14 protein-coding genes are annotated in these 13,305 nt (G+C 53.3%); 4 read left to right on the top strand and 10 right to left on the bottom strand.

All coding sequences use genetic code 11. The annotated features are described in order from the left end of the window. Position 1: 1 nt before the first annotated feature. The 9 genes from ACO0LB_RS13730 to ACO0LB_RS13690 all read right to left on the bottom strand — a co-directional run bounded on the left by ACO0LB_RS13730 (position 2) and on the right by ACO0LB_RS13690 (position 9,264). Entirely contained in the window at positions 2-2,554 is a 2,553-nt protein-coding gene (locus ACO0LB_RS13730) for a glycoside hydrolase family 2 protein (RefSeq protein WP_423049945.1), read from the bottom strand. Then, positions 2,544-3,548, bottom strand: coding sequence for a DUF1839 family protein (locus ACO0LB_RS13725; RefSeq protein WP_423049943.1), 1,005 nt, complete (start codon positions 3,546-3,548; stop codon positions 2,544-2,546). Before ACO0LB_RS13725 ends, ACO0LB_RS13730 begins: the two co-directional genes overlap by 11 nt. Further along, entirely contained in the window at positions 3,545-4,456 is a 912-nt protein-coding gene (locus tag ACO0LB_RS13720) for an amino acid--[acyl-carrier-protein] ligase (RefSeq protein WP_423049941.1), read from the bottom strand. Before ACO0LB_RS13720 ends, ACO0LB_RS13725 begins: the two co-directional genes overlap by 4 nt. Positions 4,457-4,568: 112 nt before the next feature. Continuing rightward, positions 4,569-5,735 carry an acyl-CoA dehydrogenase family protein gene (locus ACO0LB_RS13715; protein ID WP_423049939.1) on the bottom strand — a complete coding sequence of 389 codons (1,167 nt, stop codon included), beginning with the start codon at positions 5,733-5,735 and terminating at the stop codon, positions 4,569-4,571. Position 5,736: 1 nt separating this feature from the next. Further along, on the bottom strand, positions 5,737-5,976 hold the full coding sequence (locus ACO0LB_RS13710; protein WP_423049937.1) for an acyl carrier protein: 240 nt from the start codon (positions 5,974-5,976) through the stop codon (positions 5,737-5,739). 52 nt (positions 5,977-6,028) lie between these two features. Next, positions 6,029-6,544, bottom strand: a complete 516-nt coding sequence (gene acpS, locus ACO0LB_RS13705; RefSeq protein WP_423049935.1) for a holo-ACP synthase — start codon at positions 6,542-6,544, stop codon at positions 6,029-6,031. Between the two features lie 371 nt (positions 6,545-6,915). Beyond that, positions 6,916-8,052: an alpha-hydroxy acid oxidase gene (locus ACO0LB_RS13700; RefSeq protein WP_423049933.1), complete on the bottom strand. Its 1,137-nt coding sequence runs from the start codon at positions 8,050-8,052 to the stop codon at positions 6,916-6,918. A gap of 114 nt (positions 8,053-8,166) precedes the next feature. Beyond that, entirely contained in the window at positions 8,167-9,072 is a 906-nt protein-coding gene (locus tag ACO0LB_RS13695; RefSeq protein WP_423049931.1) for a LysR family transcriptional regulator, read from the bottom strand. 33 nt (positions 9,073-9,105) lie between these two features. Continuing rightward, positions 9,106-9,264 carry a hypothetical protein gene (locus ACO0LB_RS13690; RefSeq protein WP_423049929.1) on the bottom strand — a complete coding sequence of 53 codons (159 nt, stop codon included), beginning with the start codon at positions 9,262-9,264 and terminating at the stop codon, positions 9,106-9,108. Between the two features lie 74 nt (positions 9,265-9,338). Here ACO0LB_RS13690 and hmgA point away from each other — a divergent pair, with 74 nt between their 5' ends. From hmgA to ACO0LB_RS13670, 4 genes are all read left to right on the top strand, one after another. Beyond that, positions 9,339-10,646 carry a homogentisate 1,2-dioxygenase gene (hmgA, locus tag ACO0LB_RS13685; RefSeq protein ID WP_423049927.1) on the top strand — a complete coding sequence of 436 codons (1,308 nt, stop codon included), beginning with the start codon at positions 9,339-9,341 and terminating at the stop codon, positions 10,644-10,646. Further along, positions 10,647-11,978: a fumarylacetoacetase gene (fahA, locus tag ACO0LB_RS13680; protein ID WP_423049925.1), complete on the top strand. Its 1,332-nt coding sequence runs from the start codon at positions 10,647-10,649 to the stop codon at positions 11,976-11,978. It abuts the gene before it with no gap. A gap of 100 nt (positions 11,979-12,078) precedes the next feature. Continuing rightward, on the top strand, positions 12,079-12,252 hold the full coding sequence (locus ACO0LB_RS13675) for a hypothetical protein (RefSeq protein ID WP_423049923.1): 174 nt from the start codon (positions 12,079-12,081) through the stop codon (positions 12,250-12,252). A gap of 321 nt (positions 12,253-12,573) precedes the next feature. Next, on the top strand, positions 12,574-12,978 hold the full coding sequence (locus tag ACO0LB_RS13670) for a hypothetical protein (protein WP_423049921.1): 405 nt from the start codon (positions 12,574-12,576) through the stop codon (positions 12,976-12,978). Here the strand turns inward: ACO0LB_RS13670 and ACO0LB_RS13665 are convergent. Further along, positions 12,975-13,301 (bottom strand): DUF6572 domain-containing protein, encoded by a 327-nt coding sequence (locus ACO0LB_RS13665; protein WP_423049919.1) that lies wholly within the window; start codon positions 13,299-13,301, stop codon positions 12,975-12,977. The genes ACO0LB_RS13670 and ACO0LB_RS13665 overlap by 4 nt on opposite strands. Positions 13,302-13,305 lie beyond the last annotated feature (4 nt).

The following is a 13,305-nucleotide window of genomic DNA, read 5'->3' as shown; positions in this document are numbered from 1 at the left end:
TTCAGTGAGGAAGAAGCTGAATTTTGACACTGTTCTGCGCATTCAGCGCTTGCGCAGTGCCCTTGGGTATCTTGTCTGTCTCTGCATGTAATGGCAACAGCACCAATTGTTTTTCCACGCCGGGGGTAAGATGAAAATAATTATCTTCGACCAGAAAATCACTGATCTGCACATAAACCGATTGTGCCAGCTTTTCTGTTCTGAGGCTCAGGATGTAATCTCCACTGTCTGATTTCGTCAATTGCGCCTGCAGACCCAGATCACGTTCTTGCGGCAAAGCCAGATTGTTGGGGAAAAAAGTCGCGCTGGCAAATGGCTGCGGCGTATCGGCGTGATACAGATGAGCGATGGCGGCGTGGTGTCCCTGTGGGCCAAAACGATAGGCATAGCTGGTATCAGCAAAGTGTGGCAACAGGGCGTCGGCACGGAACAAGCGGGTGCTGTGTGCAGCAACATTTACCCTGATGCGCGCCTTGGCTACGCTGATATCGCCATGCCGCAGCAGGCATAATTCCAGTTCACCGTCGAACGGCATGGGCGTATCGTTGGCGATATGTACAAACAGACCGTTCAGACCTTCGTCTGTAATCAGCACCGTCAGTGGCAACATCGCGCGGCGCAGATAGTAATAAGCGGCTTTAGGTTGACCATTGGCATCGATCACGCCCCAACCGGCACCGGGCCATAAGTCACGCCAGAACCAGACCAGTGCACCATGGCAGCCGGAATCGGTGCGTCGCCATTCGTTCAGCGCAGCAGACATGACTTCGCCGCTGGTTGTGCGCGCCAGTGCCAGATAGCGTTCGCGGTCGGCATAGCGCAGGCGGACAGGATCGACCTGATATAGCTGTGCCATGTAATGATCGCGCACATCTTCAAAATCCCAGCCAGTGCCGTTGTCCCGTGGAACACCGCGTTTCCAGGCAGGATGAGGGCCGGGGCTTTCTCCATTGCCCAACATCTGGTCAATCAGCGCATCATCCGGCATGTTGGACAATCCCAGACATTCTGAGGTGAAGCGCACGCCGCAACGTCGCGCATCTTCTGGCGGACGCAGATAAGCGCCCACCCCAAAATAATGGGCAACACCAGCATCAATCTGGAATGGCATCACTCCGCCACTAGGACTGGAAGGCCAGTAAACAGCGTCCGGCCGGATGGATGAGCAAAGCAGCGGCAGCGTTTCTTGAAAAAAAATGTTGCTCCACAACGCCGGAGCTTGCCCCAGCATCGCCGCCTGTTGTTCTATTTCGCTGTTACCGCAGATGACGGTAATGCAGGCACGTGCTTGTGTGCGGGATAAAAACTGGCGAGCTTCTTCGGTGATGCTGGCAGAAAATGCCGGGTCGCTGACCGGATAATCCATGTTAGCGAACATCATATCTTGCCAGACCATGATCCCGAGTTCATCGCAGAGCTGATAAAAGTCACGGGTTTCGTACACCATCGTACCGACCACCCGCAGCATATTCATTCCGGCATTGCGTGCCAGTTGTAACATGCGCCGCACCGTAGCGCGATCTGCATTCAGAGATAAAAAGTCGGCCGGAGTCCAGCAGGCGCCGCGACAGAAGACCGACGTGCCATTCAGATGCAGATGAAAATCGCCTTCCTGCTGATGCAGTTGCAAATGCCGAAATCCTATGTGTCCCAGTTCTTCAATATATTGCTGATCCTGACATTGAATTTCCAGACGGGCGCGATACAGACGCGGTGCACCGTGCGTATGCGGCCACCAGAGTTGTGCATCGGGAATGGCAATCGATGAACACAATTCATAATATCCATGTTGCTGTTCTGCACCATCCAACACATATTGCTGATCATCCAGATGCAAAATGACCTTGCTGATCGCGGTATTTTCTTGTAGCTGATGTGGCTGGACGTGAATGCGGCAGTGCAAGTCAATCCGGCATTGCAGATCGGCATCTGCCAGTCCCTGCAGCCGGAGGTGCTCAACGCGCAGCGGTCTGTGCATTTCCAGCCAGACAGGGCGATAGGGGCCGACCGGCGCTACCGGTGGCGACCAGCCCGGCATGCGACCCAGCAGGCTGGTACGCAACCAGCGTAATTGCTGTTGTTCGACTAATTTTGTTTTCCAGCGAGGTCGTGGCCGGCGTTGTTTGAGTGCCTGATTGACAGAAGCAAAGCGCACACACAGTACACCGTGACCATGTAATTCATGTTCTGCCACCAGCAGGCGGTGTTCTGTAAACATATTGTCGCTGCGCAGGATGCAGCGATCATTCCAGTAGACTTCTGCCAGACTTGCTAATCCTTCAAAGTGCAAAGCGTATGCCGCTTCTGGGATATCCAGTTCACAGCGGAACCAGGCATCCAGATCATCCAGATGGTGCGCACCATACTGAAAAGTGCCAGCATCGCGCTGTACTGAAGCAACGGTTGCCGGCACGCTTGCGGCTTGCCATGTTAACGGCAGTGTCGTCAGTGCAGATGCTTGCGTTGCGGCATCTGCGGCAGTCAGTGTCATCTGCCATGCGGTATCAAGCGCGCGCCGGAAGGGCGGGACAAGGTTGTTGGTATCAGCCAGCATCGAGGTGCAGTGTCGTTGTTAACAGGGACATCCCCTGATCCCAGTGTTCTGCCAGTTGTTCTGTCAGTGGCGCAAGATCAACGGCTTTTTTACCCATGACAGCGCGGGCTGTTTTGAGCAGTAATGTTTTGGTGGTATCAGAGATGGCATTGAACTCTGTGATCGCTGCGTCTAAACAAAGTTCAGTGCGAAGTTCGGAATGTTGTTGTAACCATTGCAGATACGTGGCGCCCAGACTGTAACCCGCGCCCAGCTGTCGCAGGTTGGCGAAGGCATAGGCATGGTAGGCCGCAAGTCCTTCCTGTTTCAGATGCTCTACGGCATCCAGAAAGACGGGTTGGAATTGTCTGACCGGATTTTTTTGCGGGCGTCGGGACATGTATTTGCGTAACAATGTCAGTGACATTGCCGCCAGCGTTGCCGGAGGATGTTGTTGCAGGTGATCAAGGCGCACGAATTCCGCAAACAAAGGCATGAAACAAGGGTCTGCGGGTTTGCCAATGCGGAACGTCTCGATAAAATCTTCACCCTGCAACTGATGATAACTGCTGTTATGGAAGTAACCCAGACGCTGCTGCTCAAGGTCAATTTCCTGTATCGCAATCGTGGTTTTGACATGATTGCTGCGATAGTCAGTACCTGCAGTGTCTGGCAGGTAAAATGAGTCCGTTTCAGTCAGCACCAGACGCCCACGTTGCAATTGCGTCAGTGCATTGTCCAGTAAGCCGCGCCAGACGTTCAGTTCCTGTACATCCACACCGTACAGCGCAAACAGATCATCATGTGCTGGCTTATAAAAAGTCCACTGATCGCCGTCAAAATCATTGGCAAACACCATAGGCAGGCAGGCGAGTGGCTCCAGCTTCAGCGTGTGCAGTACTTCCAGCCAGACATCAATATAGCAATTGGTTTCTGCCCAGGCTCTGTCCGCACCATGTAACGCGTGCGGGACATAGCTGTTGACATCGATATTGGTGAGGGCGCAGACGCTCATGACCAGAGAATATCGCGGGTAGCTTGTGGCCAGGTAGCAGGGTCCATGCCGTGGGTCTTGAACAGTGCCATCACGATGCGTTCCAGTCCGAAACCCAGACAGGCGGTATGTGCCACATCGCCATTCGCGGTATGAATATCAAACAGCTGACCAAAGTGATCCTGATGGTAATTAAAGGAGCAGACCGCAGTCGGCTTTTGTTCAGAAATCACCGGAACCACTACCTCGAATTTCAGCTGCTGTTCACGCTGGTTCGCCGCCAGCATGCGGCCGCCACGTCCAAAAAACGGATCAGAGGCAACTTCTGCACGCGCTGGTAAGCCTAGCGACTGCAAAATAGTCAGCCCACGTTGCAACCACAGATCACGCCACGGTACCACCATGTCCGGGGTGCCGACGCGTACAAATTCGCGGACTCGGAAAGATTGCATACGGGTTGGTTCTGGCGATGGCTCATTGCGAAATACCCAGTTTTGCATATCGACCAGTTTGCCTTCCTCAGGCAGGGTGCCGCTGAAACTCGGATAGACCGGATAACAGGCTGCTGGTGTAAGGCAGACTGCGGTCATGGTTTGCAGATGCGTCCAGGGCCGACCTTCATGTACATTTTCAACCAACTCTTTATGCTGGGCTTCTGTGCCGCTGAAGCTGAAAATTGTACCGGCCAGTTGCGGAAACGAATCGAGATATTCGCTGCGTTCCAGCACTTTGCGATCCAGGCAAGGAGGGAACGACATCCGGGTCGCATGATCATCCGCAGCGATGCGCGAGACATAGTCATCAAAGCGACGCAGCACATCTTCAAATACCGGGCCACGACCAAAAATACCCTGCACACCAACAGGAATAATATGACCGGCAGCGACCAGGTCGTCAGTCAGAGCTTCCGGAGAAAAATCGATAGACATGGAAATTCCTTACTTGTTTTTATTCACTTATATTCACTGACTGACGGTGCATTCAGTGGCTTTCATTGCCATTAAGTTGTTTTGAGCCGCGTTCGATCGTTGTTGATCGTTGTCAGTCGTCTTTGAGAACCAGCAACAGATTTGCATTGGTTGCCAGAATACGATCATTACCCACCATCAGTGCTGCCGAATGTGCATCCCGCAAGTGGCGGCTCATACTGAACTTGCTGTCATTTTTATAACCTAAAATACCGCAAATCGACAAGGCTTTTGTCACTATCTGTGGCAATGCCTGTGTGGCGTCAATTTTCAGGTTATTCATTTTCAGTGAATATCCTATCGAAGACAGAGGGCCAGAAGCCGCATCATCTGCTGCGGCCAGTTGTTCATATTCTGTCAGGCATGCCTGTACTGAGCTGCGCAGACTTTGCAGCATGCTGACCAGTTCAGCGAGGCGCAAGGCAGTCGGTGGTACCGTGCCGGGATTGGCGCGTGCCTGACCGCGTACAAAAGCGCGTGCCTTGTTGGTGGCGGCAATCGCACAGCCAGACCAGCAACCGCCCCATAACAGATGTGAGACCGGAACAACGGTTTGTGCCGACATATCACCAAATGGCTGGGCGATGATTTGATTCAGCGAACCGGTGGCCGTCATCAGAAATGGTGGGCTGCAGGTACCGCGCATACCCATAGTGTCCCAGTTGCCTTTTTGCTCCAGTGTGTAATCAGCTTTGCTGACGAGAATCAATACCTGATCGCTGCCAGCGGCTTCCGGCGTACGTCTGGCCGTGACCAGCAAATCATCTGCCTGCGCGCCGTATGAAATCGTGGTGGCGTCCTTGATCAGACGGAAGTGATCGCCATCCTGTTCAACGGCGCAGCGGCTGCGGCGCATTTCGCCACCGACGCCAACTTCAGAAGTGACCGACGCGATCAGATACTGATGTTGCACCAGTCGTTGCAGATAATCACGATACCAGGGATTGTCCAGGGCATGTTTGACGATAGTAATGACCTGAATCTGGTGCATGGCAAAGATCATCGCAGTGGCCGCACACTGGCGACCAAGGATGTCGCATATTTCCACCAACTCAGACAAACTCGCACCGGCGCCGCCCAGTTCACGCGGCACATAGGCGCTCAGCAATTTTTCCTGCTTCAGTGCATCGACTGCTTCTTGCGGAAAACGGGCATCTTTATCGACAGCATCGGCATGCGGCGCTGCGTATTCTCTGGCGACCAGGCGCGCAGATTCCATGAGTGTGGCGGCAGTATGCATATCAGGCGGTCAGTTCTTCAATTGCTGCATGGATGGCGTTGATACTTTCAAATACACTGCGTTTGAGCATGCGGTCCGGAAACTCCAGATCAAAAGTATCTTCCAGCGCCAGCATGACATTCACGCTGGCATGCGAGGTCATGCCTGCTTCGTATAAGTCTGCATCGTCTGCCAACGTGTCGATATTGGAAGAGAATTTCCCATGTTCTTTCAATACATTACGAATTTGTTCCTTACTCATTGCTTCGCCTTTCCGGGTTTTATATTATAAATATGAGATATTGATGAATTTGTTATTGATGACGATATCGATGAGGATTAACGACACAAAATCCAGATTCATGATTCTTGCCTGATTCATGGCAGAGAGCAACCACCGTTGCGCTGGCATAATCCTTTTCGTGACTCATGCTCAGGGATAAATGCCGTATCTTCCATTGTTGTGCCAGGATGCATGCTGCACCGTGCAAGACAATCTCAGGATGACCATCGGTCTGTCGCACAATCTCGATGCTGTGCCACGGGAGTGCTGTATCTGCTGCCGGACATAGTACTTTCATCATTGCTTCCTTAGCAGCAAAGCGGGCGGCCAGACTGGCTACCCGTCGTGGTGCTTCGCCGCTGCAATCGGCCTGTTCCTGCGCGCTGAAGACCCGGTTCAGATAACGTTCACCAAATTGTTCCAGTGATTGTGCTATCTCGGGTATCCATACCAGATCAGTGCCTATCCGTAATGGCGATACCGGCTTGCGGCCCTGTTTGGCAGGGGAGCGCAGCAAAAAGCCGGGAAACGCAGGGGTACGGTTCATGATGGAAAATGAAAATTTGATATGTCTTAAAGACCATAGCATAGCCGAACGTCAACGTCGCTGAAGTTAACAATCGTTAAGTTTGAGCCTGATCAGGCAAGAAGATAGCCATTGAAGACGGCGCAGCATTGCCCCCAGATAAGGTCAGGCAGGGTCAGGCAAGCTTCCTGCGCTGTGGGACGCAGCAGCAAGCGAATGCGATGCATCACGCGATATACGCATAGACATATGCATCAACGTCGGAGCGAGTGCCTCAGAGAACGACTGAGAAAAAGCAAACTGCCCCGCGGGGAGGCAGGGCAGTGGAAGAGCGCATCCGAAATGCGATTGAAGCAGATTGATAGACGTATCGGATGCGGACGTGAGACTGATCAGGTGCGGATCAGATTGGCCGGACCCACTTCGCGTATATCTTTTGTCCCGGTCAACGCCATGCTGACATCGAGTTCTTTTTGCAGGATTTCCAGCATTTTTGTCACGCCTTGCTCGCCCATTGCACCCAGGCCATACAGGAAAGCGCGACCAATCATGCTGCCTTTGGCGCCAAGCGCGGTGGCTTTCAGAATATCCTGACCGGTGCGGATGCCGCCGTCGAACCAGACTTCAGTCTGATGTCCCACTGCCTCGACAATCGCAGGTAATGCTTGTATAGATGACATTGCGCCATCGAGCTGGCGGCCACCGTGATTGCTCACGACGATGGCATCGGCACCGGCAGCCACGGCCAGTTTTGCATCTTCCACATCCAGAATCCCTTTCAGGATCAGCTTACCGCCCCATTCTTTTTTGATCCAGGCCACATCGTCCCAGTTCAGAGTAGGGTCGAACTGGCTGGCCGTCCATTGGCTCAATGTCAGGATGCCATCGCCGCCTTTGACGTGGCCGACCAGATTACCGAAAGTCTTGCGCCCCGCCAGTGCCCGTAATGCCCAGCTGGGTTTGGTGGCGAGATCAATGATATTTGCCAGCGTCAGTTTTGGTGGTACCGACATACCGTTTTTTAAATCTTTGTGGCGCTGCCCCAGAATCTGTAAATCCAGCGTCAACACCAGTGCCGAGCATTTGCAGGCTTTGGCGCGCTGAATCATTTCTTTGACGAAGCCGCGGTCGCGCATCACATACAACTGAAACCAGAACGGCTTGGTCGTGACACTGGCGACGTCTTCAATCGAACAGATGCTCATGGTGGACAGCGTGAACGGAATACCGAATTTTTCAGCAGCGATGGCACCCAGCATTTCGCCATTGGCCCATTGCATACCGGTCAGCCCGGTCGGTGCGATGGCGACTGGCATCGACACTTCCTGGCCTATCATCGTGGTTTTTGTGTTGCGATTTTCTACATTAATGGCAACGCGCTGGCGCAATTTGATGGCCGCCAGGTCATCTGTATTGGCGCGATAGGTGCTTTCTGTGTAGGAGCCACTGTCGGCGTAGTCATAAAAAGCTTTGGGGACGCGTTTCTTGGCTAACAAACGCAGATCTTCTACACAGGTGATGACGGGCATGACGGGTCTCCGGAATATATGGGAATGCTCGAAAGTGTAGGGGAAAACGTGCTGTCAATGGGGGAAATCGTTTCAGTCATTCAGTGAAGTATTTTCAGCCTTTCGCTGTTTTATTCACTCGACAAAGCGTTCCGAGATAAAACTACGTAGCCATTGATTGCCCGCATCCTGATTATAGCGACGATGCCAGAACATATTGGTTTGCAGCGAAGGCAGCCTCAGCGGTGGTTTGACATACGTCAGTCCAAAAGGTGCGGCAGAGCGCTCGGCCAGTTTCTGGGGCACGGTCACCAGCAAATCATGGTGGCTGACGATATACGGCACTGCCACAAAATGCGGCACCCGCAAATGCGCTGACGCCGCAATGCCGGCTTTTTCCAGACTTTGATTTACACGGGCGTAGGGATTTTCTTTGGAGGCGACAATCAGGTGTTGCGCTGAAAGAAAGTTCTTCAGCGTCAGTTTGTCACCGGCTAATGGATGCTGTTGGCGAAACATACAAACATATTGCTGCCTGAATAAGCGACGTTGATACCATGCATCAGATAAGTGATCAAACGCGCCAATCGCCAGATCGACACGACCGGATTCCATTTCTGTTTTCAGATCAATTTCGCTGGCCCGCACGGTGGATAGTTGTAATTGCGGTGCCAGCGTGTGCAGACGTTCTGCCAGTATCGGCATGAAATACACCTCACCGACATCGGTCATGGCAATCGTAAAGTGGCGGTGACTGGTGGCGGGATCAAAGCTCTCTTGCCGGTTTAATGCCTGCGTGATGTGATTCAACGCCAGAGCCACTGGCTCGGCCAGTTGTTGCGCCAGCGCGGTGGGCTGCATGCCTGCTGCGGTACGCACAAACAGTTCATCACCGAAATGCCGGCGCAGGCGTGCCAGCGCATTACTGACGGCGGGTTGTGACAGACCGAGCTTGCGCGCAACGGAAGAAATCTGGCGATCCTGATACACCTCCTGAAACACCACCAGCAGGTTCAGATCGATATCTTTGGGTTCAAGCATTATTGATTTGATGAATGTGGCACATTTTTGTATTTATATCGTAAAACGACGATGTTTGCAGTACAGTGCGTCATCCACAGTCAAGCCAGGGTCTGCAATATCAGCAATATCAGTCAGGCCAGTCATACCGGCAACATGGCAAGTCTGTGCAATGCTAAATAAAGCGAAAGTACCGCGTAAAACATCACGCACAACACATCGCATAAGGTAGCGCACAACGCAGCGCACAACACAACATACAACAACATACCAACGCGGAGCGACAGATGACTCAGCACGACGCACTTCAGTACCAGACCGGTTTTGCCAATGAATTCGCCACCGAAGCATTGCCAAACGCTTTACCGAAAAATCAGAACTCACCACAGCAATGTGCGTATGGTCTGTATGCGGAACAGATTTCCGGCACGGCTTTTACCGCGCCGCGCCATGCGAATCGTCGTTCATGGACTTACCGGATTCGCCCTGCTGCAATGCATCAGCCATTCCAGCAGATCGACAATGGTCGCATGACCAACGATTTTAATCAGGCACCTTCCACGCCGAATCAGTTGCGCTGGGACCCGATGCCCATGCCCGTAGCTCCGACTGATTTTATCGATGGCTGGCTGACGATGGCAGGCAATGGCTCTGCCGATGCACAGACTGGTTGCGCAATTCATTTGTATGCGGCAAACCGCGACATGGAAACCCGCTTCTACTACAACGCCGATGCTGAATTGCTGATTATTCCGCAGCAGGGTCGTCTGCATCTGCGCACAGAACTGGGTCTGATCAATCTTGAGCCGCAGGAAATCGCTGTCATACCGCGCGGCATCCGCTTTCAGGTGCAATTGCCAGACGGTGAAGCACGTGGTTATATCTGCGAAAATTTTGGTGTGATGTTAAAGCTGCCCGACCTCGGCGTGATCGGTTCGAATGGCCTTGCCAATCCGCGTGATTTCCAGACCCCGCAGGCGTGGTACGAAGACAAAGAAGGCGATTTTGAACTGGTCGCCAAGTTCAGCGGCAATCTGTGGTCGGCAAAGATCGGTCATTCACCGCTGGATGTCGTGGCCTGGCATGGTAACTTTGCACCATACAAATACGATCTGCGTCACTTCAATACCATCGGCTCGATCAGCTACGATCATCCTGACCCATCGATTTTTCTGGTACTGCAAGCGCCTAGCGATACGCCGGGTGTCGATACGATTGATTTCGTGATTTTCCCGCCGCGCTGGCTGGCGGCTGAAAACACCTTCCGTCCGCCCTGGTTCCATCGCAATATTGCCAGCGAATTTATGGGGCTGATTCATGGTCAGTACGATGCCAAGTCGGCCGGTTTCCGTCCCGGCGGCGCCAGTCTGCACAATTGCATGACCGGCCACGGCCCCGATGCGCCGACCTTTGACAAGGCCAGCCAGATCGACACCCGCACGCCACAAAAGGTCGATGATACGATGGCGTTTATGATAGAAACGCGTAACATCATCAAACCCACCCGTGCCGCCATGGAATCGCCGCAATTGCAGGCAGATTATTTCCAGTGCTGGCAAGGTATCAAGAAAAATTTTAATCCGGAGCAAGCATAAATGACGTTGCAACTCAATGAAACCCATGACGTACTTCTGCGTAGCTGGGTGCCTTCGGCGAATCAGCCCGAGAGCGATTTCCCGATACAGAATCTGCCATTCGCTGTGTTCCGTCGCGCTGGCAGTAATCAGGCTTTCCGTATCGGTGTGGCGATTGGCGATCAGATTCTGGATCTGGCGGCCGCTCATGCGGTGCATGCGCTGGCTGGTTATACCGAATTGCAAGGGGGACATTTTACGGCGGCTGTGAATGCGCCGAATCTGAATGGTCTGATGAATCTTGGCGCGCCGGTCTGGTCGGCGCTGCGTCTGGCGCTGTCGCGGGTGTTACGCGAAGGCGCAGCGCAGCAGGGCACATTGCAGGCTTGCCTGCTGGCGCAAAGCGCTGCGGAATTCGCTTTGCCGGCGCAGATTGGTGACTACACCGATTTTTATACGTCTATCCATCATGCGACGGCCGTCGGTAAATTATTCCGTCCTGATAATCCGCTATTACCGAATTACAAATGGGTACCGATTGGCTACCACGGACGTGCATCGTCGATTGGCGTGTCTGGTCAGCAATTCCGTCGTCCGCTGGGGCAAACCAAGCCGCCGGCTTCCGATGATCCGGTGTTTGGACCGGCGAAACGGATGGATTATGAGTTGGAAATCGGGATTTTCATTGGTTCCGGTAATGCGCTGGGCGATCATATCGGCATAGAAAAAGCGGAGTCGCACGTGTTTGGCCTGTGTCTGTTGAATGACTGGTCAGCCCGTGACGTGCAGGCGTGGGAATATCAACCGCTAGGCCCGTTTCTGGCAAAGAACTTTGCTTCGACGATCTCTCCGTGGGTAGTGACGCTGGAAGCGCTGGCCCCGTATCGCCGTGCCTGGACGCGCGATGCCGCCGACCCGCAGCCAATGGCGTATCTGGAATCTGCGGCCTTGCGTGATGGCGGCGCGTTCGATATCGAACTGGAAGTCTTATTGCAGACTGAAAAAATGCGTCATGACGGCGTAGCGCCGGAGCGTTTGTCGCTGTCGAACTTCCGCCATTCTTACTGGACGGTATCGCAACTGGTGACGCATCACACCGTCAATGGCTGTAACCTCAATCCCGGCGATTTACTGGGTTCCGGTACGCAGTCTGGCCCTGCACCGGAGGAGGCTGGTTCTTTGCTGGAACTGACTGAAGGCGGTAAAAAGCCATTAACGCTGAGCAACGGCGAGCAAAGGATTTTTATGGAAGACGGCGATACTGTCATCATGCGCGGCTGGGCACAAAAGGACGGCGTTGCCCGCGTAGGTTTTGGCGAAGTCGCCGGAACCCTGTTGCCAGCGCGCACGTAACGCATAGCGCAAACGTATCAAGCGCAACGGCGTTCATTTCAATAAGGGAGCTTACTGGCTCCCTTTTTTGTTGTTTGCAGATCATGTGGTCAAGCGGGCGATGGAATCAGTGACGAGTGCGGTGGCGGTGGCCGCTGGTGCCGATGTCGGCAATGATACGCTCGGCTTTGGTAATGGCTCCTTGGAGGGGGGCATTGCCGCTGGTCAGAGTAAGGGTGTTGCCTGCTGTGATGTGCGCGGCGCACCCTACGGGTACGCATGCTACGCTGGCTGAATCGTCGTGTGTAAGGCAACGCGTAATGATTCGGCGGTCAAAATAGATCGCCGACGAAAGCTATTTACCGTAAAAAATACGTATCACCAGCGATATGTGAACGTCGGTAATTAGACATGAGAAAGGCGCAAGAAATAAAATCACAGCCGACCCTGAACGCGATCACTCGTCAATCTCTGTGAAAACGGTTCCCCAGCAAAGATGTGCCTCGTGGCACCAAAACACGCCACAAGCCGCACAACCATTATGTAGGGTGCGCCATGCGCACCAATGATGAAAAACGAGCGGCTTAAATTGAAGATATCCGATGAAACGGTGCGCATGGCGCACCCTACAGAAGTACGCACGCTACGCTTGCTGAAAGCCGTTGTTGCCTGCTTTGAGGCCGCTTTGTTCGGTCACGCTGTTGAATGTGCTTTGGGTGTTGCCTGCTCCTGCGCTGAGGTTGCCGCTGACGGGCATGTTGCTGATGCCGACGGTGAGGCTGCCGCCGATGTTGTGGTCCTGGCTTTGGTAGGTGCTGGTGTCTTGCAGGCTTTCTATGTGGAGGTTGCCGCTGTTGGTACCGTTGTTGGTACTGCTTCCGCTGGTGCCGATGCTGGCGTTGTGGCTGTTGCTGGTGCTTTGTTCTGTGGCACTGTTGGCGGCGGCTTGGAGGAGGATGGTGTTGGTGTGGTGCGCGTGGAGCACCCTACTGGGTGCTCCACGCTGGCTAAATCGTACTAATCCGCATGCAATTTGTGCGTGACCGCCATGCCAAGCTCAGAAGCCGTTGCTGATGCCTTTTCTAAGAATGAAATACCCGCAGCTGGAATTGTATATCTCCCAACGACATCTATACGCAAGGCCTTGCTGTTAGCGTCTGGATACGACTCATAAATTTGCCCTGATTCGACGAATCCGAAATAAGCATTTAGCTTTTCCTGTAGGGCCATCAAGTGACCTCTCTCATCGTTCCAGTCCCACGAATCAACGATACTAAGTACAATAGTGTCGCTCGCCTTTTCAAGGCCGATAGCATCAACGACCTCACTATTTTCTAAGCTCATAATC

This window comes from Undibacterium sp. SXout7W (assembly GCF_049339385.1).
Lineage (GTDB): Bacteria > Pseudomonadota > Gammaproteobacteria > Burkholderiales > Burkholderiaceae_D > Undibacterium.
The sequence above is the reverse complement of the archived record's forward strand: the minus strand, read 5'-3'. Positions and strand labels throughout refer to the sequence as shown.